This is a genomic window from Paenibacillus psychroresistens, from assembly GCF_009728935.1.
GTDB lineage: Bacteria > Bacillota > Bacilli > Paenibacillales > NBRC-103111 > Paenibacillus_AC > Paenibacillus_AC psychroresistens.
In genome coordinates this window covers 7,410,524-7,433,862 of record NZ_CP034235.1, presented here as the reverse complement: position 1 = coordinate 7,433,862, position 23,339 = coordinate 7,410,524, and the positions used below count along the sequence as shown (strand labels likewise).

Annotated in this window: 22 protein-coding genes; 17 read left to right on the top strand and 5 right to left on the bottom strand. The window is 43.6% G+C overall.

The window, feature by feature from the left end; translation table 11 throughout:
• The first annotated feature begins 15 nt into the window (after positions 1-15).
• Positions 16-2,775, top strand: coding sequence for an alpha-mannosidase (locus EHS13_RS33445; RefSeq protein ID WP_162463381.1), 2,760 nt, complete (start codon positions 16-18; stop codon positions 2,773-2,775).
• A gap of 722 nt (positions 2,776-3,497) precedes the next feature.
• Entirely contained in the window at positions 3,498-3,956 is a 459-nt protein-coding gene (locus tag EHS13_RS33440) for a DUF4871 domain-containing protein (RefSeq protein ID WP_155704557.1), read from the top strand.
• A 65-nt stretch (positions 3,957-4,021) separates the two neighbouring features.
• On the opposite strand, the gene EHS13_RS33435 is transcribed toward EHS13_RS33440, so the two are convergent.
• A complete protein-coding gene (locus EHS13_RS33435) occupies positions 4,022-4,267 on the bottom strand; it encodes a hypothetical protein (protein ID WP_155704556.1) in 246 nt (81 codons plus the stop codon).
• Between the two features lie 264 nt (positions 4,268-4,531).
• On the opposite strand from EHS13_RS33435, the gene EHS13_RS37665 reads away from it, so the two are divergent.
• On the top strand, positions 4,532-4,705 hold the full coding sequence (locus EHS13_RS37665) for a carbohydrate-binding protein (protein ID WP_405083599.1): 174 nt from the start codon (positions 4,532-4,534) through the stop codon (positions 4,703-4,705).
• 394 nt (positions 4,706-5,099) lie between these two features.
• A complete protein-coding gene (locus EHS13_RS33430; RefSeq protein WP_155704555.1) occupies positions 5,100-5,603 on the top strand; it encodes a hypothetical protein in 504 nt (167 codons plus the stop codon).
• A 229-nt stretch (positions 5,604-5,832) separates the two neighbouring features.
• Here the strand turns inward: EHS13_RS33430 and EHS13_RS33425 are convergent, their stop codons facing one another.
• Both EHS13_RS33425 and EHS13_RS33420 read right to left on the bottom strand, forming a co-directional pair.
• Complete coding sequence (locus EHS13_RS33425) at positions 5,833-6,816, bottom strand: aldo/keto reductase (protein WP_155705614.1); 984 nt, start codon at positions 6,814-6,816, stop codon at positions 5,833-5,835.
• 30 nt (positions 6,817-6,846) lie between these two features.
• Positions 6,847-7,713: an aldo/keto reductase gene (locus EHS13_RS33420; protein ID WP_227013668.1), complete on the bottom strand. Its 867-nt coding sequence runs from the start codon at positions 7,711-7,713 to the stop codon at positions 6,847-6,849.
• Between the two features lie 199 nt (positions 7,714-7,912).
• Here EHS13_RS33420 and EHS13_RS33415 point away from each other — a divergent pair, with 199 nt between their 5' ends.
• Genes EHS13_RS33415 through EHS13_RS33405 form a run of 3 tightly spaced genes read left to right on the top strand, consistent with a single transcriptional unit; the run spans position 7,913 to position 11,269 of the window.
• Positions 7,913-9,268 (top strand): ABC transporter substrate-binding protein, encoded by a 1,356-nt coding sequence (locus tag EHS13_RS33415; protein ID WP_155704554.1) that lies wholly within the window; start codon positions 7,913-7,915, stop codon positions 9,266-9,268.
• 25 nt (positions 9,269-9,293) lie between these two features.
• A complete protein-coding gene (gene nagZ, locus EHS13_RS33410; protein ID WP_155704553.1) occupies positions 9,294-10,889 on the top strand; it encodes a beta-N-acetylhexosaminidase in 1,596 nt (531 codons plus the stop codon).
• The gene (locus tag EHS13_RS33405; protein WP_155704552.1) at positions 10,886-11,269 is read left to right on the top strand and encodes a VOC family protein; all 384 of its coding nucleotides are present in this window, start codon (positions 10,886-10,888) and stop codon (positions 11,267-11,269) included. Before nagZ ends, EHS13_RS33405 begins: the two co-directional genes overlap by 4 nt.
• 28 nt (positions 11,270-11,297) lie before the next feature.
• Here EHS13_RS33405 and EHS13_RS33400 read toward each other — a convergent pair whose 3' ends face one another.
• Positions 11,298-11,633, bottom strand: a complete 336-nt coding sequence (locus EHS13_RS33400; protein ID WP_155704551.1) for a thioredoxin family protein — start codon at positions 11,631-11,633, stop codon at positions 11,298-11,300.
• A gap of 125 nt (positions 11,634-11,758) precedes the next feature.
• On the opposite strand from EHS13_RS33400, the gene EHS13_RS33395 reads away from it, so the two are divergent.
• The 9 genes from EHS13_RS33395 to EHS13_RS33355 all read left to right on the top strand — a co-directional run bounded on the left by EHS13_RS33395 (position 11,759) and on the right by EHS13_RS33355 (position 21,439).
• Positions 11,759-12,121, top strand: coding sequence for an EamA family transporter (locus EHS13_RS33395; protein WP_155704550.1), 363 nt, complete (start codon positions 11,759-11,761; stop codon positions 12,119-12,121).
• 91 nt (positions 12,122-12,212) lie between these two features.
• The gene (locus EHS13_RS33390) at positions 12,213-13,712 is read left to right on the top strand and encodes an IMP dehydrogenase (RefSeq protein WP_155704549.1); all 1,500 of its coding nucleotides are present in this window, start codon (positions 12,213-12,215) and stop codon (positions 13,710-13,712) included.
• 502 nt (positions 13,713-14,214) lie between these two features.
• Complete coding sequence (gene nirB / locus EHS13_RS33385) at positions 14,215-16,647, top strand: nitrite reductase large subunit NirB (RefSeq protein WP_155704548.1); 2,433 nt, start codon at positions 14,215-14,217, stop codon at positions 16,645-16,647.
• A 27-nt stretch (positions 16,648-16,674) separates the two neighbouring features.
• The gene (nirD, locus tag EHS13_RS33380) at positions 16,675-17,010 is read left to right on the top strand and encodes a nitrite reductase small subunit NirD (RefSeq protein ID WP_155704547.1); all 336 of its coding nucleotides are present in this window, start codon (positions 16,675-16,677) and stop codon (positions 17,008-17,010) included.
• Between the two features lie 22 nt (positions 17,011-17,032).
• Positions 17,033-17,842 carry a uroporphyrinogen-III synthase gene (locus EHS13_RS33375; protein ID WP_155704546.1) on the top strand — a complete coding sequence of 270 codons (810 nt, stop codon included), beginning with the start codon at positions 17,033-17,035 and terminating at the stop codon, positions 17,840-17,842.
• A gap of 182 nt (positions 17,843-18,024) precedes the next feature.
• Complete coding sequence (locus EHS13_RS33370) at positions 18,025-18,936, top strand: ABC transporter ATP-binding protein (RefSeq protein WP_155704545.1); 912 nt, start codon at positions 18,025-18,027, stop codon at positions 18,934-18,936.
• 1 nt (position 18,937) lies between these two features.
• Entirely contained in the window at positions 18,938-19,690 is a 753-nt protein-coding gene (locus tag EHS13_RS33365) for an ABC transporter permease (RefSeq protein ID WP_155704544.1), read from the top strand.
• A gap of 18 nt (positions 19,691-19,708) precedes the next feature.
• A complete protein-coding gene (locus EHS13_RS33360) occupies positions 19,709-20,830 on the top strand; it encodes a sensor histidine kinase (RefSeq protein ID WP_227013666.1) in 1,122 nt (373 codons plus the stop codon).
• Between the two features lie 6 nt (positions 20,831-20,836).
• Complete coding sequence (locus EHS13_RS33355) at positions 20,837-21,439, top strand: response regulator transcription factor (RefSeq protein ID WP_155704542.1); 603 nt, start codon at positions 20,837-20,839, stop codon at positions 21,437-21,439.
• A 69-nt stretch (positions 21,440-21,508) separates the two neighbouring features.
• Here EHS13_RS33355 and EHS13_RS33350 read toward each other — a convergent pair whose 3' ends face one another.
• Entirely contained in the window at positions 21,509-22,423 is a 915-nt protein-coding gene (locus EHS13_RS33350; protein WP_155704541.1) for an exopolyphosphatase, read from the bottom strand.
• Between the two features lie 112 nt (positions 22,424-22,535).
• Here EHS13_RS33350 and rluF point away from each other — a divergent pair, with 112 nt between their 5' ends.
• Positions 22,536-23,231: a 23S rRNA pseudouridine(2604) synthase RluF gene (gene rluF, locus EHS13_RS33345; RefSeq protein ID WP_155704540.1), complete on the top strand. Its 696-nt coding sequence runs from the start codon at positions 22,536-22,538 to the stop codon at positions 23,229-23,231.
• The last annotated feature ends 108 nt before the right edge of the window (positions 23,232-23,339 follow it).

Genomic DNA, 23,339 nt, shown 5'->3' with positions numbered 1-23,339 from the left:
ATGGAGATTAACAGCATGAGCTCAGAAAAGCCTAGAATTAAAGAGATGCATATTGTTTCACATACCCATTGGGATCGGGAGTGGTACCAGGATTTTCAAACTTATCGGTTCCGACTTGTGCATTTGATCGATGAATTGCTTGCTAAGCTGGACAGTGACCTTGCCTATCAACACTTTATGATGGACGGACAAACCATTGTCATTGATGATTATCTGGAAATTCGCCCCGAGGAGAAGGATCGGCTGCTTGCCCATATCAAGACAGGCCGTATCGCCGTTGGTCCATGGTATGTGATGCCGGACGAATTTCTAGTCAGCGGGGAGTCGCTTATCCGCAATTTGCAAATAGGGTTTCGCAAATCCAGAGAGATGGGCGTTGAGCCTATGAAATCAGGTTATGTGACCGATATCTTCGGTCATAACAGCCAATTCCCTCAGATTCTACGCGGATTTGAGATCGATAATGCGGTTTTATTTCGTGGCTTTCGCGGCCAGGCGGATCCTTCAGAAATTTGGTGGGAGGCAGCCGATGGCAGCCGGGTGCTCGGTTTAAAGCTCGATGAGGATCGGTCTTATGGCGATTTCTATTTCTTCCTACGGTATCCGTTTCTGGAAAGGGATTTCGTCTATGAAGAGGATGAGCTTGTGCGCCGGGCAGTCGACATGTTGGCTTATAAGGCCGAGCGGGCGACAACGGAGCTGATCCTCGGTCTGGATGGCGTGGACCATGTGGAAATTGAGCCTCAGCTTCCGTGGATGCTGCAAATTCTGAATGCATCAAACCAGCTTGACGGGGTTCACTTCAAGCACTCGAAGCTGGAGGATTACCTGCAGGCGCTGCGTGGGCAAATTGGCGATTTGCAGGTATACAAGGGCCAGCTAACCGCGACCGGATTCAGCGGTGTCAATGGATGGACGCCGCGCAACGTTCTGTCCTCGAGAATCCACTTGAAGCAGCATAATCAACGTTGCGAGCTCCTGCTTGAGAAGTGGGCAGAGCCTTGGGGATGCTTTGCCTCGCTTGAAGGCCTGCCATATCCAGGTGGTTTTATGCGCAATGCTTGGGAGCTGCTTATTCAGAACCATCCGCATGATTCCATCTGCGGTTGCTCGATTGACCAGGTGCACCGCGATATGATCTATCGCTTTGACCAGAGCCGGATGATTGCAGAACGCATGGTGAAGGAAGAGCTGGATTACATCGTCAATCATCTCAATGCGGAACAGCTGGACGGTCGAGCTTCGTTTACTGTATTTAATGCTGCGCAAACGTCTATAGACGGAGTGATTGAGACGGAGATTCATCTGCCGCAAGGCTCAGACGCCGCGACCACCAAAAAGCACCTAGGCGGCACATCCTTTAGGCTGCTAAATGCAGCAGGTGAAGACATTCCATACCAGCTGCTGGAGGTTAAGCCTGATCGCTCTAAGCTCTGGCGACCTTACCGCGATATTCCGCGCGTAGATAAGGTCGATCACTACCGAATTGCTTTTAAAGCCAAAGTAGGTGCTTTTGGCTACGCTACATATTTGCTGGAACCCTATGAGATCAAGGACCCGGAATACGGTGAGTATAGAGGAAAACTTATGGTCGCCCCCATCCGCTTGAAAGGAACGATGAAGGTTAGCGGGAACGTTTGGGACAATGGAGCGGTTCGTCTAAGTATCCATTCTAACGGAACCTTACAAATAGAGGATAACCTTACAAAGCGTACTTTTATAGGGCTGCTTGGTTTCGAAGACGAAGCGGATATCGGGGATGGCTGGACCTACATTGCACCGGTAAGCAATGAAACCTTTCATTCTTCGGGCTGCCAGGCAATTATCTCGGTTGTCTCGGACGGCCCACTGCTGACCAGACTTCGCGTTCATCTGGAGCTTCTACTGCCAGATGGAGTTGTAGATAAAGAAACGCGCAGAAGCGAGCGGCTTTCAAAGGTACAGGTGATTACTGATATAACGCTGAGGCTCAATGATCCGGTTATCCGCTGTGTAACGACTATAGAGAATACGGTTCGTGATCATCGTCTTCGCTTGCTGTTCCCAACTGGGCTTATTACAGATACTTTCCTAGCCAGCACTCCCTTTGATCTTGTCAAGCATTCTGTGATACGTCCAGATGAAACCGATCATTATGAGCTGGCAGCAGACATTGTGCCTTACAACGGAATTATTGCAGTAGATGACGGTAAGGAAGGCATTGCAGTCTATACCAAAGGTTTGTACGAAGCTGCTGTCCGGGATGACGGGGAACGAACCATAGCACTTACGCTGTTCCGCAGCACAAGTAAAGAAGTAGGGACAGACGGCGGAGATGGCGGGCAAATGCTGGGCAAGCTGGAATTCCAGTATGCGCTCCGGTTGTTCGGTTGCGACAATCATACGGAGAGTGATTTGTGGAAGGAGCATCAGAGCTTTGTTGCCGGCCTGCAGACTGTAAATCGCAAAGCAGGACGCGTTTATCATGAAACAGCTTACCGCAGGCTGAACAATCTTCCCTCAAACCATTCCTACTTAAATGTAAGTACACCAGCGCTGCGGGTGAGTGCGATTAAAGCGGCAGAACGTTGTCCGGGTGATTATATAATCAGAGTTTGGAATTGTACGGAGGAGTTGGTTAGTGGGGAGCTGGTTTTTGGGCAGCAGCTGCTAGCTGTGCGCAGAATCAATCTGGATGAGCAGCATCAGGAGGATCTGCCTATACAAGGGAAAGTAGTTTCAATCCAGGCGAGGCCGAAACAAATCATGACACTTCAGCTTACATTCAGGCAATAGAACATAATCTAACATATAAAAGACTAGAGACATTGGACTCTAGTCTTTTCAGGCTGTTGAGAAAGTCTTTACCGCAGCTTGAACCTCAAAAAATGGACTCCCAGCACCCAAGTCACTGATTACTCTAATAAAGTCCATTCCCCAGAGATACTTTGCGAACTTTCGTTTATTTTTGTTTCTCTAACTGGAAAACCTCCCGTTAATATTTTGTTTTTTGAGTAAATTCAACAAATAACTGGAAAAGCTCCATGTAAAAAAGCGACTTTAGCTGTTCTGGGCTATTTCAGCTGAATTATCAGGAGGAATTCCATGTAAATTATAAAAACAAGTCTGAATCTATTTATTAGCGGGAGAAATTCCTTGTAAATCATCTGAGTAGGTAGGAGTCATGATCGCTTTAAAGTGACTTCTTCAACAACCTGAGAAATGCACTATAACAAGGTGCAGAAATGCACCTCATATCACGGAATGAGCCGAGATGGACAAAACAAGGTGCAGAAATGCACCTCATATCACGGAATGAGCCGAGATGGACGAAACAAGGTGCAGAAATGCACCTCATATCATGGAATGATGACTTTTCATCCACGGAATGACTTTCTCAACAGTCTGAGAAATTCCATGTAAACCACCTAGTTACATCCTTTATTTTCCAGTGTGATATAATGAAATCAGATTAACTTATATGGGTGCCTAATAAAATATAATTAAGGGGTGAAATTATGAAGCTCATTAAACATCTGATTTTCATTTTTGCTGTGTTATTTATCGTTACAGGGTGTGAAAATGATAAGGAAGCTATTAATTGGGTGATAAGCCAATCTTTTAAGGCGGGTGATCTTACGCTTTATGGGATAAAAGATAAGGTTGGGTTAATAAAAATGAACGGCAATGAAGAAAAATTATTTATTGCGAATACAGGTGGATTATATTATGTCTATTTTTGGGGTAACGGAAAGGAATTGAAGGGGAAATACAAGTTGCTTGCTACTAACAAAGAAACAGGAGAACAAATCAAACTGTATGAGTGGCCAATTGAAGCTATCAAGGATAGTACTGGAGCAGATGCAAGTAGTGGCGGGAAATATAGTTTACCTCAGTCTGGATTATGGAAATTAGATTTTTATATTGCTGATGAATTTTTTGATACTATTATTGTTAATGCCGAGAATAAAAGTTAATAACTTTAATTTAAAAAATCCACCATACGAATGAGATCGTAAGTGGATCGAGGATTATCCCAAGGTTATATTTTCTTTTTTGGCGGGTTTAATGAGGAAAAGTATTCCACATAGTTTGAGCTTAAATGAGGTCTTTTAGCTTCTTTTATGTTAGTTAAAAAGCCTGGCTTAATCAGGGCTTCTTTGAACGATTCATCATATGAGAAACCTTCAACTTCAAATCCGCGAGCTACCCAATCAACTAAGTGTTTTTCTGAACACCTAGTAAACGTACCATTTCCCCTGTTAACTAGATCATAGATTTTTTCCAATGTTATCATCTCCTTTATAAAAAGTATGCACGGAGCTTTATTACTAGAAGTAATGGAATAATTAAGCTATAATGTACAAAAATGTGATTCGCTAGTGAGGTAGCCGATGAAAATACTGGAATTTTACTGAACCAGAAGGTATTTTATACGTCTACTATTGTCTATTTCTTTAATCGTTGCTATCTTTTTAGTGGTCTTTTGTTCAGTGCTTTATTTCTTTTCGAAATGGAGATGCAGCCGCAAGTTCGGGATTGATTAGCATCAATCATCAATGGAGGGACTGGCACAAGTGTAAGTTTTCCTCCAACCGGAAGCTTCACCACGGTGGGTACGATTACGGTAAGTGTAACCTTAGCTGCGGGCAACAATACCATCAAGTTTTATACCATTAATGCAGGCGTCTGGTCACCGGATTTCGATAAAATTTCGATTGTATAGGATAAACGAACGGCATTAGCACAGAATACATGCTTATGAAGTACATCGATTTAGTAAGGGGCTGGTTACACACAGAATTTGTGCGTATACCTGCCTTTTTGTCGAGTAATGCCCCAGATCGCTAATGATAAGCCTAATCCTTGTGCTTACCCCTTTTATGGAACACGAATCAACCTCGATACGCACAATTTTTATGCTTACTGAATTAAGCTGAACCAATCTAACTTGGAACTAACCGCATCGAAAGCAGCGGTTCCTAGAATCAAACAATCGTCATAAAGGCTGATTGTCTCATCAGCCTGTAGAACGATGACAGCGCATATCCTGCATGGTATTCTGAATTCAGAAAGCATAACAGGGTTATGGATATTACGAAACAGCGGAGGAATGAAAGATGAGTAGTCGAGCGATTGGCGGTATAATTTTGATTTTGTTGGGTTTAGCTTTATTTTCGACTAGAGGGGTTATTATTGATACAGGATATGTATTCAGCACCTTTTGGCCAAGTATGTTTGTAATTCCACTAAGTGTGTTCTTTCATTGGATGTACTTTGGGTTAACCTCACGCAAGGGAGTGGGGCTGCTGATTCCGGGAGGTATTCTGTTCGTAGTTGGTATTGTTTGTCAGATCTCGATGCTGTTTGATGTATGGGAGTACACTTGGCCAGGCTTTATTATGGCAGTAGCTGTTGGTTTATTCGAATTCTATTGGTTCAGCGGGCGCAACAAATGGCTGCTCATACCGATCAACATTCTAGCAGTGGTTTCAATCCTGTTCTTCTCGATCTTCACGGCAGGCGCCTTATTCAATGGAATCGGACGTCCATTTGTGGCTGTTGCTCTAATTGCTCTGGGAGTCGTATTATTTTTCAACAAAAAGAACTCTCACTTCGAATGAAGTGAGTTTCTTTTTGCCTAATTTATTGGCCGAAAAAGCCACATTTAACCACTAAAGTATCTGTAAACATTTCAAATAATCAGTAGTTGGTGTAGTTCGTGCAGTTGGTGTATTTCAGTAGCATAGTTCGCATATCCGTTGCTGAGGCAAGGGGATACAGGTCAAATAGGACAAACGAAAAAACCCGGACACACATTAAAGTGCTCCGGGTTTTGCGTCTTATTCAAGTTTAATAGGAACCGCGAATATGAGCATGAACGTTTTCTTGGTACCAAGCGGACAAGCGAGCTTGATCTGCCGCTGAAAACGCTGGAACCTGCAAGGCGCCGAGATTATCCAGCACCTGCGCTGTATTCTTGAAGCCGGGGATGACACAGCTCACGGCTTCGTGGTCTAGAATCCAACGCAAAGCAGCGCGTGTCATGCTTTCCTTGCCTTCGGCGATCCAATCCAGCTGGAGGCCCAGCTCTTGACCTTTGGCAAAGCCAAGACCCGCAAAAGTTTCACCCACGTTGAATTGCTCGCCGTTGTTGTTGAAATTGCGGTGATCGTCCGCTTCAAAGGTAAAACCAGGCTTAAACTTGCCCGTCAATAAACCACTGGCAAGCGGCAATCTCGCTAGAATGCCAACACCCTTGGCATACGCAGCGGGAAGCAATTCGGCAACAGGCTTCTGCCGAAAAATATTAAAAATCACTTGCAGCGCACGAACATTCGGCTGCTCCAAGCAGAACAAACCTTCTTCGACGCTTTCCACACTCACGCCGTAATAGCGAATTTTGCCTTCAGCTTGCAGCTTATCCAGCACTTCAAAAACAAGCCCTTGCTGAAGAATCTCAAGTGGTGCGCAATGAATTTGATACAAATCAATCGTATCACGCTTCAACCGCTTTAAACTTGCTTCACAATACGCACGGACAGCTTTTTCAGTATAAGTCGCAGGATCCTGAATATCCCCGCCACGACAAAACTTAGTTGCAATATGGATGTCCGTTTCACGACCTGCTGTTGCTTTAGCCAAGAGCTCCTCACTATGGCCGCCGCCATAAACATCAGCCGTATCGAAGAAATTAACCCCTTGATCCATAGCGGTTTGCAAAGCTCGCAGAGATTCCGAATCTTCGACTGAGCCCCAGCTTCCGCCTATTGCCCAAGTGCCAAAGCTGACCTCACTAATCTTTAACTCCGTATTGCCAAGTGTTCGGTATCTCACCATTCCGCCTACCTTTCGATTTTAAGCAAATTATTTCGCGAGTGCATGCAATAATGCCATATCCTCAGAGGTTAATTTTACATTTATCGCTTCAGCACAATTAATAATATTCGCTTTACGGCTTGAGCCTGGAATCGGAATAATGATATTCGAAAGCTGTAGCAGCCATGCCAGCGCAATTTGTTGAGCGGAAGCCCCGTGTGCAGTTGCAATGCGGCTTAAAGTCTCGTTGTCCCCAATATTCCCTGCGCTCCCCATCCCAGTCAATGGACTATATGGCAAGAAAGCGATACCCAATTCTTCACAACGTTTCAATACATCCAAGGAAGAACGATCGAATAAGTTCATACGGTTCTGCACGCTAACCACTTTAGTAACCAATAATGCTGCTTCCAGCTGAGTCACGCTAACATTGGAAATCCCGATATGAACGATTTTACCCTCTCGTTGCAAATCAGCTACAGCCCCAACAGACTCGGCAAAAGGCACCGACGGATCAGGACGATGGAATTGATATAACGTTATCGCTTCAACACCAAGTGCTTTTAAACTGTCTTCGCAGGCTTGGCGCAAATGATCGGGTCTGCCGTCGGTAACCCAAGCTCCATTAGGACGAATATGTCCGCCTTTGGTGGCAACAACCACTTCAGGATGCTGTTTAAGCGCTTTGGCAATCAAGCGTTCATTATGGCCATTCTCTGAATCATTTAAACAATAGGCATCCGCCGTATCGATAAATGTAATACCTTGCTCTATAGCAGCATGTATCGCTTCAATGCTTTGACTCTCCGAAGGACGGCCATTCACAGATAATGGCATACCGCCCATTCCAATTGCACCTACGAAAAGCTCCGAAGAACCTAATTTGCGTAAAGGCATAGCTACTTTCTTTTCCATTCAACTGACCTCCTAGTTTAACTGTTAGCTCTGTAAGTATATCAAGTAAACTAAGGATTCATAAGTACTCAAAAAATACTTAGTTAGTTACTTTTAATAAAGTAAGGTGCAGCTTCTGGTGCTCATTATCCTCCAAATCGCTAGCATCATCAAGCGATCGTGCTATAATAGAGGAATCAATTCATGAGGGAGCTTCGTTATGATTAAGCGTTTTATATTTCTCGTTTCGTTGCTGTTAATCGCAGGTTTAGTTTTAAATGGCTGTGACAAGGCTGAAACAATCTCAGCTACAGCAACACCGACGACTACCCTAAATCAAGATCCACCTGCAACCGAAGAACCGCCAAATGCAGTAAAGCTAACCCTGCGCCATTCATTAATTAAAGACAGCTCCGCCAATAGCTTGAAAATAGTAGAGGCTGCAGCAGCTGCAACGGAATTCGAAATGCCAAAATTAGAGATTGAGCTAGAAGGTGTGGATGAGAATATCAACCGCTCCACCCAATTGAAAGCGGAAATGGCAGCGGGAACGCAGCCTGATATTTTTGAGCTTTTCGGTGGTAAGGCAGATGCTATTGTCTACGCACAAGCAGGTAAACTGCTTGATTTGACAGCTATACTGACTGAAATAGAGAAACAATATGATTTTGCGAATTTAGAGGATTTTACAGTGGATGGCAAGATTATTGGTCTGCCGATTACAGGGCAAGCAAATGGGGTATTTTATAATAAAAAAATCTTTGCAGAGCTTGGGGTTCAGCCGCCATTAACCTACGAGGACTTTATCGAAATTTGTGCGAAAGCGCAGGCAAAAGGTATTACCCCGCTTGCTCTGGCATCAAGTGATGCTTGGGTTCCGACCCTGCTGTTTAACAGTCTGCTGGTGCGTAATACGGGACCAGCTGTGCCGGGTTACTTCACCATTGGGGATGCAAAGTGGACTGATCCTGAGGTTGTAAATGCTTTTGTTCAATTTGCTGAGCTTGCGGCCAAAGGGTATTTTTCAGCGGGAAATCAAGGTTTTAAATATAGCGATCAGCAGAAGCAATTTAAAGCTGGCTCTGCCGCCATGATGTATGATGGAAGCTGGGCATATGCTAGCTTAATCGACCCTAACACGTCCAAAATCGCAGACGATGTAGGCTTCTTTAGTTTCCCAGATAGAGGCGGTCCAGGCGATGGTTTAATTAATGCGAGCTTCAGCCAAGGCTATGGTTTTTCTGCTGATTTATCAGAGGAGCAGCAAGAAGTGGTTAAACTGTGGATCAAAAACCTCTTTAATGATGAAATACAGAAAAAGCAGCTAACCGAGGATGGGGTATTTCCATCGATGTTTTTCTTGGATAACACAGGTGTGCCCTCCGTTGTAACGGAAATAATCACCTCAGTCAAAAGCTCGGCTGGAACGTTTGCTTCCTTGGACACCCTAGTCCAGAAAACAGTAATGGCTGAATTGGAAGCGGGGCTGCAGCAACTGCTTGAAAACAAAATTACAGTGGCGAAGCTAACAGAAAAACTGCAAATGATTCAGGTCGAAGCCAATGTAGGGCCTTAAGCACATCAAAGAGGAGTGAACAAATATGAATATCGATCAGCTTAGCTTGCGAGAGAAAATAGGCCAGATGATTATGTGTGGATTTGATGGTGCTGTGCCAACAGCAGGAATCGAACAATTAATTCAAGAGTACCATTTAGGCGGCATTATCTATTTTCGGAGGAATGTTAAGGATATCCAGCAGGTAAAGGAGCTTTCTCAGGCTCTGCAAAGCTTGAACAAAAGTGAGCTTCCCTTGTTAATCTCCATAGATCAAGAAGGCGGCATGGTGGCACGAATAGACGAAGGCATAACCTTAGTACCGGGTAATATGGCGCTTGGAGCTACTGGCGACGCTAATGCTGCTTATCAAACTGCGCTTATTTCAGGTGAAGAACTGCGTCATCTTGGAATTAATATGAATTTTGCTCCCTGCATTGATGTGAATAATAATTCGCTTAACCCAGTAATTGGTGTGCGTTCTTATGGCGAAAGCGCGGAATTGGTTGCCGCAATGGGCTCAGCTGCAATTCGTGGGTTTCAGCAAGCGGGTGTTGCAGCAACGGCTAAGCACTTCCCCGGACATGGCGATACCGACACGGATTCACATTTGAACCTGCCTTCTGTTCCGCATAATAAAGCTCGCCTAAATGCGATAGAGCTAGTACCGTTTAAAGCTGCAATTGCTGAGGGTGTCGATGTGATTATGTCCGCACATGTTGTATTCCCAGCTTATGAGCCTGAATCCATTCCAGCTACATTGTCTAATCGGATCCTAACTGGCTTGCTGCGCGAAGAGCTGCAGTACAAAGGAATCATTGTCACAGACTGCTTAGAGATGAATGCTATCTCACATGGAGTTGGCATCGCAGCAGGTGCAATTCAGGCTGTATTGGCAGGCACGGATATCGTGCTGGTTAGCCATCTGCTTGAACGTCAAATAGCTGCTTTTGAAGCGCTGGCTGGTGCTGTGGAAACAGGTGTTATTAGTGAAGAACGGATTAATCAGTCCGTAATACGCATTCTCGCGTTGAAGCAGAAGCGACAAATGGCTATTGGGGCTGAGCGTGAGCAGCTTAACAGCCTAATTGGCACTGCGAAAAGCTGGGGAATCGTCGAGGCTATCAGCGAGAAAAGCATTACTTTAGTTAAAGATGAAGGGCAGCTGCCGCTCGATTCCACTAAAGCGACTTTAGTTATATGGCCTGAAGTGCGTATTGGCACAGAAGTAGATGAAGTAATCCCCCAAGAAATTACATTGGGTAAAGCCTTATCTGCTTATATTCCACAGGTTCAAGAAATCACAATTGGAATAACGCCAACAGCAGATGAGTTAGCTCAGGTGCTTGCCGCGGCGGAGGCTTATGATACAATCGTCATCGGTACTTATAATGTGGATGTTTCTGCTGGACAGATTCAATTAATCGATCAGCTATCGGGAATGAAGGCAATTAAACTGATTGTTGCAGCACTGCGCAATCCGTATGACCTGCAGAAATTTCCGCAAATTTGCACATACTTGGCTTGCTACGAGAACCGTCCAATGGCTATGAAATCCCTTGCCAAGGTTCTAATGGGTATAATCCAACCGCAAGGAAAGCTGCCGGTATCATTAAATCTGGAAGGTGGGAAACAATCATGATTGAATATATAGGGCTGCATCATGTCAGCTTAGCGGTTCGCGATTTAGAACAAGCTCGCCATTTCTATACGAATCAGCTTAAGTTCCAAGAGATTCAAAGACCGCCATTTAACTCAAAAGGGATTTGGTATGCAGTTGGAACGCAGCAGCTGCATTTGCTGGAGCATCTTGAGGGAGAAACTTTAAGGCGAGGTGCGATAGACTCCGTGGATGGCCATTTTGCGATTTGGGTAAAAAGCTACAGCGAAACTATCGCCTTTTTGGAGGCAGCTACTATTGCCCATGAAGCACGACCGGATAGCTTAGCAGGTTTTTCGCAAATCTATGTGTTAGATCTAGATCATAATATCATTGAGTTTGGTGCTGCTTACGGTTCTTAATGTAATAGCAGGAAGATCCGCATAGTGTTTATTTGACTATGTAGGGTCTCTTTTTTGTGAGGGGAAGCAGCTGGCGGTAAAGTTCATCTACGGCTTGCATCCGATAAATCATTTTCTTATCTTTCCCAACTTCGGCAATAACTACGCAAGGGATGCTCTGGATTTGCCAATCTTGACTGACCTGAGGCAGGAAATTAATATTACTCTTATATAAAGGCATTGTGGGCTGCATGGTCATGATAATATCCAACATACGTTCGGCAAGCTTGCATGTGCCACATAATGGTGTATACAAGAATACGGCATAAGCGGTGTCCTTGATTGCTGAGTGCTCCAAAAGCTCCTTTTGCGTCCATTCGATCATGATGGGTTCCTCCTAAACATTTTAATCAGCGGGTTTCCTTCTACTATACCAAAGGTCGAGAAGCTTTTCTATTTAAGTGATATACTATGTAGACTTAAAACCAAATTCAGGGGAGCAACTGTATAATGACTTTGATCAATTTTCTTTTAATCTTACTTAATACGATTATGCTCGTTAGCGGGCAGTTCCTGTGGAAGACTGGCCTACAGAATAATGAATCGAGCTTTAGCTCCATTCGAGCTTTCATGCAGCTGATGTTATCGCCTTATTTTCTTAGCGGCTTAATATTGTATGGTTTAGCTACGGTTTTGTGGCTGTTTATTCTATCGCGTGTTTCACTAAGCTTGGCTTACCCGATTCAGAGCTTGGCATATATTATGGCTGTTTTTGGGGCATATTGGATTTTTAATGAGCCGTTATCTATGCCAAAAGTAGTAGGCTGCTTGTTAATTTTAGCAGGAGTAGTATTTATTGGGTGGCGCGGATAATCGAATTTAATTATACATTGTTTGTTTCCGAGCCATATGATATGATATTAAAAATTTACCCGAAACAATATAAAAAGAGGAGGAGATAGAAGTGGCTCATTATTACATGGAACCATCTCGTACGTTTAGTGAATTTTTATTGATACCTAATTTATCAATGAAGGATCATAATCCGGCGAATGTGACCCTGAAGACACCCATTGTAAAGTTTAAGAAGGGGGAACAGTCTGATATTAGCTTGAACATTCCGTTCTCATCCGCAGTAATGCAAGCTGTTTCCGATGATGGAATGGCGGTAGCGTTAGCGAGAAGTGGCGGAATTTCGTTTATATTCGGGTCTCAGCCGATCGAATCCCAAGCTGCGATGGTACGTAAGGTTAAGGGGTATAAAGCCGGCTTTGTCGTAAGTCGCTCCAACATGACTCCTGAGCAGTCGCTTAAAGATATTCTGGCACTGAAAAAAGTGACAGGTCATTCGACCGTAGCGATCACAGATGACGGAACTCCAAATGGAAAGCTGCTAGGAATTATCACGGGCAGAGATTACAGGTTGAGCAGAGATCCTCTGACTAAGCTGGTTAAGGATATTATGACCCCTTTCTCATCCTTGCATTATGGAAAGTCCGGGATTACATTGTCGGAAGCTAATGATCTAATTTGGGAGCATAAGCTTAATTGTTTACCCATTGTGGATGAGCAGCAAAAATTAGAGTTTCTTGTCTTTCGCAAGGATTATGATGAGCATAAAGAGAATCCTTCGGAGCTCTTAGATAGCAACAAAAGCTACATTGCAGGCGCAGGGATCAATACGATGGATTACAAGGAAAGAGTACCTGCGCTTGTTGAAGCGGGTGTGGATGTTCTAGTAATCGATTCATCGGATGGCTTTAGCGAATGGCAGAGCGAAACTGTGCAATATGTAAAAGCTAACTTTGATGTCAAAATCGGTGTAGGCAACGTCGTCGATCGTGAAGGTTTCCTTTACTTAGTGGAGTCAGGCGCTGATTTTGTGAAAGTAGGTATTGGCGGCGGTTCGATCTGTATTACACGCGAACAAAAAGGAATTGGCCGTGGACAAGCCTCTGCGATTATCGAGGTTGCGGAAGCTAGAGATGAGTATTATGAGAAAACCGGTATCTATGTCCCGATTTGTTCGGACGGCGGGATTGTGCACGATTATCATATTACACTTGCTTTAGCGATGGGTGCTGATTTTGTGATGATGGGCCGTTATTTTGCCCGATTCGATGAAAGCCCGACAAGAAAATTAAAAGTAGGCAACAACTATGTTAAAGAGTTCTGGGGCGAAGGCTCCAATCGTGCCCGCAACTGGCAGCGTTATGACTCAGGCGGTAAACAATCACTTGTTTTTGAAGAGGGTGTAGACTCCTATGTTCCTTATGCAGGAAGCTTGCAGAGCAACTTGGATAAAACGCTTGCCAAAATTAAATCCACTATGTGCAACTGTGGTGCGAAATCTCTAGAAGAGCTGAAGCAAAAGGCACGTATTACTTTAGTTTCCGCTACCAGCCTTGTCGAAGGCGGAGCGCATGACGTTATTCTTAAGGATAACACGCTGTCTGGAGAATAAGCTTAACTTATACAAACTCATATTCTATATTAAGGGCTGCCCTCGGGCAGTCCTTTTTGCGCGTTTTTTAGCAAGCGATTTGAGCCGGATTTCTGCTCCATACCGTGAATTAGCTGTGTTTTGTTTATTTCCATAAGTTATAGTCCACTCGGTTAGCGCGGTACATATGTTATATAATATAACATAATAATTCGTATTCGACAGTTATCTGAACGGAAGCTTCTCTAACTATTTCAAATGACAACAAATGCTACATCGATAAAACACGAACATTAATTAAATAATTAAAATAATTGTTCGTCTTTTTATTTAAATATAAGATAAAAAATGAAGTATTTTCCGAATTATCTATTGAATAATTCGGTTTAATCAGTTATATTGAATTAACAATGTGTAAAGTAACATAACATTAACTGAGGTAATTTCGCTTTTATAATGAGAACATATAAATTATTGTGTTATATTATCTAACATAAATTCATCTAGGGGAGCGTGGAGTGAGATGAAAAAGAAACTAGTTTTAATTGGCAATGGGATGGCAGGGGTTTGGTGTGTGGAACAGTTATTAAAGCTTGCACCCCATAAATATGACATTACAGTTTTTGGCAGTGAGCCACATCCGAATTACAATCGGATCTTGTTATCCTCCGTTTTAGCTGGGGATGCGGATATGAAGGATATCACTTTAAACGATTGGGCTTGGTATAAGGACAATGATATTACTTTATATGCGGGTCAAACGGTTACCAAATTAGATACCACAGCAAAAACGGTGACAACAGATCAAGGGCTGCAGGTATCTTATGATGATGTTATTATCGCGACAGGCTCGCTGCCGTTTATGCTGCCGCTGCCAGGTGCGGATAAAGAAGGCGTCATTGCCTTCCGTGATATTAAAGATTGTGAAACGATGATGGAGACTGCGAAAAAATATAAAAAAGCAGTTGTAATAGGTGGCGGTTTACTAGGTATTGAAGCAGCTCGAGGTTTGTTGAATCTTAAAATGGAAGTTTCGGTCGTGCATATCTACAAGTATGTGATGGAACGTCAGTTGGATGAAACAGCTTCGAATATGCTGCGTGCTGAGCTAGAACAACAAGGGATGAAGTTCTTATTAGAGAAAGGTACAGATGTTATAACAGGTAAAAAACGCGTATCCGGGTTAAGGTTTAAGGATGGTTCGTCGGTTGAAGCGGATTTAGTAGTCATGGCAGTTGGGATTCGCCCAAATATACAGCTTGCTAAGGATGCTGGCGTAGAGATAAACCGTGGTATTGTCGTAGATGACTTTTTGGAAACGAGCATCCCGCATGTCTATTCAGTGGGGGAATGTGCAGAGCATCGTGGCGTAGCCTATGGGTTGGTCGCTCCTTTATACGAGCAAGGTAATATTTTAGCTAAAAAGTTGGCTGGATTGGATGCTGGAGAAGGCTACCAAGGCTCTGTTGTTTCAACGAAGCTTAAGGTCTCTGGGGTGAATGTTTTCTCGGCAGGTGATTTTGTAGAGAAACCAGGCACTCGTGCTGTTCGGGTTCAAGATGATTTCGCTGGCGTTTACAAAAAAGTTGTGATTAAAGATGGCAAGGTGATTGGGTCCGTTCTGTTCGGTGATACGAGCGATGGCTCGCGCATATTCTCGATGATTCGCAGTGAAGAAGATGTAACGGGTAAAGAGCGTGAAATTTTATTAGGCTCGGGTGGAGCGACTAAGACGGGTATAGATTTTGTAGCGGCTATGCCTAATGATGAAATTGTTTGTGGCTGTAATGGTGTCTCCAAAGCGACGATAGTTCAAGCGATCAATGAAAAAGGCTGCGCCAGTGTTAATGAAATCAAAGCTTGTACCAAAGCTTCCGGTTCATGCGGCGGCTGTAAACCGTTAGTTGCGGATTTACTAACTTATACCTTAGGAGCAGATGGGGTAAAAACAGTCAAAGAAGGCATTTGCGGCTGTACCACACATTCCCGTGATGAAGTGGTTGCAGCGATTCGAGAAATGCATTTAACTACGAGTAAAGAAGTCATGAATGTGATGGAGTGGGGCAATCCAGAAGGATGTTCAAAGTGTCGTCCGGCTTTGAATTACTACTTGGGTATGGCGTGGCCTGTGGAGCATGAAGAAGAACGAGAGTCGCGTTTTGTAAATGAACGAAATCATGCGAATATCCAACATGATGGGACTTACTCGGTTGTTCCGCGGATTTATGGGGGAGTGACGACGCCTAAAGAATTGATGAAAATTGCCGAAGTGGCTGAAAAATATAACGTGCCTATGGTTAAGTTCACCGGTGGACAAAGAATTGATTTGCTCGGGATTAAAAAGGAAGATTTAACTTCCGTTTGGGCGGATTTGGATATGCCCTCAGGTTATGCTTATGGAAAAGCTTTGAGAACTGTGAAAACCTGTGTGGGCAACACTTTCTGCCGTTTTGGTACCCAAGATGCGATTCAAATGGGGATTGATATGGAGAAGAAATTTGAACGCTTGAATACACCGGCTAAAGTGAAAATGGCGGTTTCCGGCTGTCCGCGTAATTGCGCTGAATCGATTATTAAAGATTTTGGCGTGGTAGCCATTGATGGTGGTTGGGAGTTGTACGTAGGCGGTAATGGCGGCGTGAAGGTCAGGTCTGCGGAATTGCTTGTAAAAGTGAAAACGAATGAAGAGGTTCTTGAGTGGAATGGAGCCTTCTTGCAATATTATCGGGAGAATGGCAGGTTTAATGAGCGCACCTCAGATTGGATTGAGCGTATCGGTGTGCAATCCGTAAGAGATGCTTTGGAATCCAAAGAAGTTCGTTTAGCTTTAGTTGAGCGTATAGAGAAGACTCTTAGTTTAACAGTAGATCCTTGGAAGGAAATTATTGAGCAAGAAAGACTAAGTCAGATTTTGCAGCCGCTTAAAGCTTGTGAATCCATTCCGGTAGAAAAATAAAGGGTCTATTGAAAAGGGGGTTTACCTATGAAAAGCTGGGTTGTAGCGAATGTTTCTGATATATTGGAGCGTAGGTCGAGAACAGTAATGGTAGATAATATAGAAGTAGCTTTATTCAAGCTTTCAACAGGTGAAATTAAGGCGATTGAGAATAGATGTCCCCATAAGGGTGGGAAGCTATCGGAAGGTATTGTTTGTGATCATCATGTCTTCTGTCCGTTGCACGATTGGCGGATTAATATGAATGATGGATTGGTTGAAGAACCGGATGAAGGCTGCGTTGTCACTTATCAAGTAGAAATAGATGCGCGGAGTGGCGATATTACGCTGAGCTTGAATGATTCTAGCACTATGGCATCATAAGTAAAATAAGGGGGAGTAACCCATGGGTAAGCTAGAGGGTAAACGAGTGGCTTTAACTGGCCCCCGTCGTGCGGAAGATTTAAGCAAGTTTGTTGTAAAGCTAGGCGGGATTCCACTGATTCGCCCAGCACAAGGTACCGTTTTTCTAGAAGATGCACATGTTGAAGATGAAATTCGCCGATTGTTAAAAGAAAATGTAGATTGGTTCATCTTTACAACGGGATTGGGTATTGAAACCTTGTTGAGGATTGCAGATAATATGGAATTATTAGATGCATTTATGAGTAAATTAAAGCGGGCTAAGCTGGCGGCTAGAGGATATAAAGCCATTGGTGCTCTGAAAAAGCTAGGGTTGGAAACAATGGCGCGAGATGATGACGGCACATCAGCTGGATTGGTTCGTGCATTGGCTGAGCATGATCTTACCGGTTGTCGTGTGGCGCTTCAGCTGCATGGCGATCCAGCGCCAAAGCTAGTCCAATATTTGCAGGAGCAGAATGCAGAGTTTCGTGAAATTCTTCCTTACCGGCATGTGCCGCCTGAGCGTGAGGTATTAGTAAGCTTAGTGGCGGAGATATTGAATGGTGAGATCGATGCCGTGACATTTACGAGCGGGCCGCAGGTGAGATTTATTTTTGCCTATGCTGCAGAGCAGGGGGTTCTCGCAGAGTTATTGGCGGCTTTTGCTGGACCGACGGTTGCTGTTGCTGTGGGGAAATATACGGCTGATGTTGTGCGTGAAGCTGGGGTATCGCGAGTTATTTATCCGCAAGAAGAACGGATGGGGAATATGATTTTGGCTTTTGTTGAGTATTTAGAGACGCATGGTTAAATGCGCGAATAGTAGATGGAGCCCGCAATCAGCGGGCTTTTTGCTGTTTTCATACCCGATTTATATGACATCTGTCACCTTCAAGAGATTACGTTTGTGCGTACTCCTTATTTGCTATGTGCAGTAAGATAAGAACAGACAACAAAGCGAAGGAAGATAGACAACATACGAGGAGTGAATTTATGAAACAACTAGCTATTCAATTGGAGAATGTAACGAAGGTGTATAAAGGGAAAAAGGCAGTTGATGATTTATCTTTAAGTATAGAACGTGGAACAGTTTTGGCGCTGCTAGGTCCTAATGGTGCGGGCAAAACAACAACTATCTCGATGATTCTTGGCTTGCAGCAACCGACAAGTGGAAAAATCAAGCTGCTCGGCGGCAATCCGCGAGATTCGGAGGTACGTAATCGAATTGGGGCTATGCTGCAGGATGTGAGCATTATTGATAATCTTAAGGTATCAGAGACGATTAATTTATTTCGCAATTATTATACGAATCCTCTTTCGTTGGCTGAGTTGCTGCGCATTTCCGGGCTAGAGAACGAGAAGAATAAGATGGCAGCGTCCTTATCTGGTGGGCAGCAACGAAGATTAGGCTTTGCATTAGCGGCAGCGGGTGATCCTGAAATTATTTTCTTGGATGAACCGACAGTCGGGATGGATATTAGCTCGCGTCAGCTATTTTGGGACACAATTAGAGCTATGGCGGGAAAAGGCCGAACGGTAGTATTAACCACTCATTACTTAGAAGAAGCGGATAACTTAGCGGATCGAATTGTTGTGATTAATAATGGGAAGTTGATTGCAGATGGAACGCCAAGTGAAATTAAAGCGGGGACAACGGGGCGCGTGATCTCATTTACTGCGGGTGTTTCGGTTAAATCGGAAATGCTTCTTGCAATCCCAGGTGTTGTAGATGTGGAATGGAGCGGTCGTAGGGTGAAGCTGCACAGCAATGATACGGATACATTGATTCGTGTGCTAATAGAAAAACGTATCGAAATGCATGACATTGAGATTCAAAGTGGTGGTCTGGAAGATGCCTTCCAAACACTTGTTGATAATACGAATGTATTAAAAGGAGTGGTTTAGAATGAATACAAAGCTTAAAGCGACAGTGGCCCAATGCAAGGCGGAGCTTATGCGGACGATACGGAACAAACGGTTTGTTTTCTTCTCGGTGGTTATGCCGGTAGCCTTCTTCTTCCTTTTTACCAGCACGATGGATAGTGATACGAAAGTGAATGGAGCGGATTGGACTACCTATTATTTGATGTCTATGACGGTTTATGGTGTGGTTGGCGCGGGTTTGACTTCTTTTGCCCAAAGGATATCTAAGGAGCGCTCACAAGGTTGGATTCGATTATTAAAAATTACACCGCTCCCATCCGGGTCATACATCTTCTCTAAGGTGCTGGCACAAGGATTGATCAATTTAGCAATCGTATTACTGATGTTTATTATTGGTGGTCTAGGCAAGGGGATTCATCTGCCAGCTTCGATTTGGATAGAAAGCGGATTGTGGATTTGGATTGGCGGCTTCTCGTTCATGGCTTTAGGTACCTTGCTTGGCTCAATAAAAAATGCAGATGCTGTACAGATTCTTGCGCTGATGTTATATATGGGGCTATCCATACTAGGTGGGCTTTGGTTTCCAACAGCATCGATGTCAGATACCATGCAGAATATCGCTAAATATACACCGACGTTTCGACTGGGTCAAGGGGCGTGGAATCTGGTTGGCGGCGGGGTTATTGACTGGGATGGGGCGTTAATCTTAGCAGCTTATGTGGTCGTGTTTATGTTATTATCAACGTATATAATGAAAAGACAGGAAGCGATCTAGTCTATGTTTAAACCCAAAGTGCGGTCCCAAGAGGGGCCGCCCTTCTATCTTGCTTTTATCTGGCTAGTATACATGATCTACCCAGTTGCTTCATTGGTGGGGCGACCTGTGAATGAAATGATTCCAGGCTTTCTGCTTGTTGTCTTTTTCTCTGTTATTTATATTTTTAGTTTTTTTAATGCTAAACGACGTATACTTTCTATTCTGTTGCAGATTTTAATTGTTGGTTTTTTTGTTTTTCGATATGATGAGAATTTTCTTTATATGGCTTTTTATCCTTCGCCGTTAATAGGTATGCTGAAGAGTAGGAAGCAAATTGTTGGGTCTATTATCGCATTGTTGACTTTATTTGCGTTTACAAGCTGGAAATATGAAATGTTCACCAACACTATTGAGTTGATTCAATTGATCCCGGCCATGTTGGTTATGTTAGGGATGCCTTTTATTATCCGTGCTGGGCAACGCTCTAATGAGCTTAAACGAAAGCTAAATCTAGCAAACGAAGAAATTGCCCATTTATCTAAAAATGAGGAACGCCAGCGGATTTCGCGTGATTTGCATGATACCTTGGGCCATACGCTTTCGTTAATTACCTTAAAAAGTGAGCTGGCGGAGAAGCTAATGATTAAAAATCCAGAGCGTGCTGCACAAGAGGTGAAGGATATTCAAACAACCTCGAGAGCGGCGCTTAAACAGCTGCGTGAGCTTGTATCTGGGATGAATGCTGTTACCGTTCGGGATGAGATTACCCACGCCAAACAAATTTTAGCTGCAGCTGGTATAGTGCTGGAGGTTAAAGGAGATATGGATAATGGAGTGATGACCCCTCTGGTAGATAACATAATGGGTATGTGCTTGCGCGAGGCTGTTACCAATGTTGTTAAACATAGCAAAGCATCAGGGTGTGCGATCGAGTGGAAAGGTGAAGCAGGAAGTTATATTTTGAAGGTTATGGATAAAGGCAGTGGTGTTGATGTGGATAGTTGTAATGGCGATGTTTCTAAAAATGGTTTAAATGGGATGAGAGAACGACTCAAGCTAGTGGATGGTGAGTTGCAATTTGAATCGGTGATTGATCAGGGTACCACTGTTACTTTTAAGGTGCCTAATGTGAATAGAGCTATTGAGGCTGGGAGGTAGTATCCGATGAAAGTGATCGTAGCTGAGGATCAAGGCATGCTTCGCGGAGCGCTTAGTGCTTTGTTGGATTTAGAAGATGATATAGAGGTTGTTGGACAAGCGGAGAATGGTGAGCAGGCTTTGCAGATGATTGAATCCTTAGCGCCGGATGTAGTTGTGATGGATATTGAAATGCCATATATGACGGGACTGGATGTGGCTGAAAAATTAAAAGAACGAAAAAATCCGTGTCGGGTGGTCATTCTCACAACTTTTTCGCGTACGGGGTATTTTCAACGAGCGATGCGTGCGGGTGTCAAAGGTTTTCTATTAAAAGATTCGCCGATCGCTGAGCTGGCAGCTGCACTTCGCAATGTTTATTCGGGAGGGCGTGCAGTCAGTCCTGAGCTGGCGCTTACTTTCTGGGAAGCGGAGAATCCCTTGACTGAGCGTGAACGTGAGGTGCTTAAGCTGGCGCGCGAAGGACTGTCTGCACCCGATATCGCTAATAAGCTTTATCTATCATCCGGAACGGTGCGCAACTACCTTTCTGAGGCGATTCAAAAGCTGAATGCCAAAAATCGGATTGATGCTTTGAGCATAGCGGAGAAGAATGGTTGGTTGGATTGAAAAGAAGACAGTTTTACCTATCTTTAGGTATACTGTCTTCTTTAATGGCTATATTAATCTATTAATCTATTATCCAGCGGCTTTCATGGAATCAATTAAGGATTGCAGCTCTTTGTTGGCGTCGTCGTATGGGACTTGGCAGGTTCCAGCAGCCTGATGGCCGCCTCCGCCGTGAGTTAACATCAATTCGCCGACATTCGTTTTTGAGGTGCGGTTGATAATGCTGTGACCACAAGCGAAAACGCAATTCTGTTTAGCTCGTCCGTCAATCACCCATATGGAGATATTCTCGTTTGGGTTAAGTGCATAGACCATAAAACGATTACCTGGGTAAATCGTTTCAACATCACGTAAATCGGTAATAATAACATTACCATCTGTGCGTGTGTGCTCTTTCAGCATGCTGCGAAACTCTTGATCCAATTCGTGGTAGCGAATAACGCGTTCTTTAACATCGGGTAATTCTAGGATTTCTTCGGCTGTTTTTATGGCGCAAAGTTCGACAAGATCTTCCATGAGCTGGTAGTTGCTGATACGGAAATCGCGATAACGACCTAGACCTGTGCGGGCATCCATGATGAATGATAATAAATCCCAGCCTTTAGGGTTGAGGATATCGTCTGCGCTGAATTGAGCAGCATCTGCTTTATCAACACCTGCCATAATATTGTCGATGTCGCCGAATACTTCCTTACCGCCGTAATAATCATAGACAACACGAGCGGCGCTCGGGGCGATACGAGTCTCGCCTTTAAATTCAATTTCCGGTGCATTGCGTGTTAATTCACTTGAATGATGGTCGAACCACAGGCCACAGCCTTGAACGAAAGGTAGGTTAGCGATAATATCATTTGAAGTAACTTCTATAATCCCGTCTTGCATATCTTTCGGGTGTACAAACTTCATTTCATTAATCATATCCAATTTTTTAAAAAGCATGGCACAAACCAATCCGTCAAAATCCGACCTAGTTATCAAACGCATGGGGGTTCGCTCCTCTATCCAATAATTTCTAGGACTATTATACCATCGACCGATTTGTATTTTCAATTGTGATATAATAATTTAGTGAAAAGAAAGGCAGGCGTATTAGAGTATGCGAATTAATAAGTTTATTAGTGAAACAGGGATCTCTTCGAGACGTGAAGCGGACAAGTGGGTAGAGGCTGGGCGAGTGACGATTAATGGAAAGCTAGCAGAGCTTGGAAGCCAAGCAGAAAAAGAAGATGAGGTTCGGGTGGATGGTCAGCTAATTGGTGCGAAAAAAACGGCGTTATATATAGCTTTCAATAAGCCGGTAGGCATTACCTGTACGACTGAACGGCATATTGAAGGGAATATAATTGACTTTATTGGACATGAGGAACGTATTTTTCCTATCGGGCGTTTAGATAAAGATTCAGAGGGTCTTATTCTGCTGACGAATAATGGCGATATTGTTAATCAAATTTTGCGTGCGGAGAATAGTCATGCTAAAGAATATATTGTAACGGTTAATCGGTTGATTACTCCGCAATTCTTGCAGGGAATGGCTGAGGGGGTTCCGATTCTTGATACAGTGACTCAAGCGTGTGAGGTTAGCCGTATTTCGGATTATGTCTTCCGAATTGTCTTAACTCAGGGATTAAATCGCCAAATTCGTCGGATGTGCGCACATTTTGAGTATCAGGTACGTAGATTGCAGCGCGTTCGAATTATGAATATCACCCTGGAGAATCTGAGAATGGGAAGCTGGCGGGAGCTTTCTGAAGCTGAATTGGGTCAAATTTATGAAGATATTGCAAAAAAATGATGAAATTTGTCGTTTAGAGTGTAAAATTTAGTAAAAATAAACCTAACTTTCAAACCTTCATGTATAATAAAAAAATAAGTTATTTTGCATCATATTTGCTTAATTATC

Excerpts from the sequence above, each read along its gene's own strand:
- EHS13_RS33445 (WP_162463381.1), top strand. The coding sequence starts at position 16 with ATGAGCTCAGAAAAGCCTAGAATTAAAGAGATGCATATTGTTTCACAT.
- EHS13_RS33440 (WP_155704557.1), top strand. The coding sequence starts at position 3,498 with ATGAAGCTCATTAAACATCTGATTTTCATTTTTGCTGTGTTATTTATC.
- EHS13_RS33430 (WP_155704555.1), top strand. The coding sequence starts at position 5,100 with ATGAGTAGTCGAGCGATTGGCGGTATAATTTTGATTTTGTTGGGTTTA.
- EHS13_RS33420 (WP_227013668.1), bottom strand. The coding sequence starts at position 7,713 with ATGGAAAAGAAAGTAGCTATGCCTTTACGCAAATTAGGTTCTTCGGAG.
- EHS13_RS33415 (WP_155704554.1), top strand. The coding sequence starts at position 7,913 with ATGATTAAGCGTTTTATATTTCTCGTTTCGTTGCTGTTAATCGCAGGT.
- nagZ (WP_155704553.1), top strand. The coding sequence starts at position 9,294 with ATGAATATCGATCAGCTTAGCTTGCGAGAGAAAATAGGCCAGATGATT.
- EHS13_RS33405 (WP_155704552.1), top strand. The coding sequence starts at position 10,886 with ATGATTGAATATATAGGGCTGCATCATGTCAGCTTAGCGGTTCGCGAT.
- EHS13_RS33400 (WP_155704551.1), bottom strand. The coding sequence starts at position 11,633 with ATGATCGAATGGACGCAAAAGGAGCTTTTGGAGCACTCAGCAATCAAG.
- EHS13_RS33395 (WP_155704550.1), top strand. The coding sequence starts at position 11,759 with ATGACTTTGATCAATTTTCTTTTAATCTTACTTAATACGATTATGCTC.
- nirB (WP_155704548.1), top strand. The coding sequence starts at position 14,215 with ATGAAAAAGAAACTAGTTTTAATTGGCAATGGGATGGCAGGGGTTTGG.
- nirD (WP_155704547.1), top strand. The coding sequence starts at position 16,675 with ATGAAAAGCTGGGTTGTAGCGAATGTTTCTGATATATTGGAGCGTAGG.
- EHS13_RS33375 (WP_155704546.1), top strand. The coding sequence starts at position 17,033 with ATGGGTAAGCTAGAGGGTAAACGAGTGGCTTTAACTGGCCCCCGTCGT.
- EHS13_RS33370 (WP_155704545.1), top strand. The coding sequence starts at position 18,025 with ATGAAACAACTAGCTATTCAATTGGAGAATGTAACGAAGGTGTATAAA.
- EHS13_RS33365 (WP_155704544.1), top strand. The coding sequence starts at position 18,938 with ATGAATACAAAGCTTAAAGCGACAGTGGCCCAATGCAAGGCGGAGCTT.
- EHS13_RS33355 (WP_155704542.1), top strand. The coding sequence starts at position 20,837 with ATGAAAGTGATCGTAGCTGAGGATCAAGGCATGCTTCGCGGAGCGCTT.
- EHS13_RS33350 (WP_155704541.1), bottom strand. The coding sequence starts at position 22,423 with ATGCGTTTGATAACTAGGTCGGATTTTGACGGATTGGTTTGTGCCATG.
- rluF (WP_155704540.1), top strand. The coding sequence starts at position 22,536 with ATGCGAATTAATAAGTTTATTAGTGAAACAGGGATCTCTTCGAGACGT.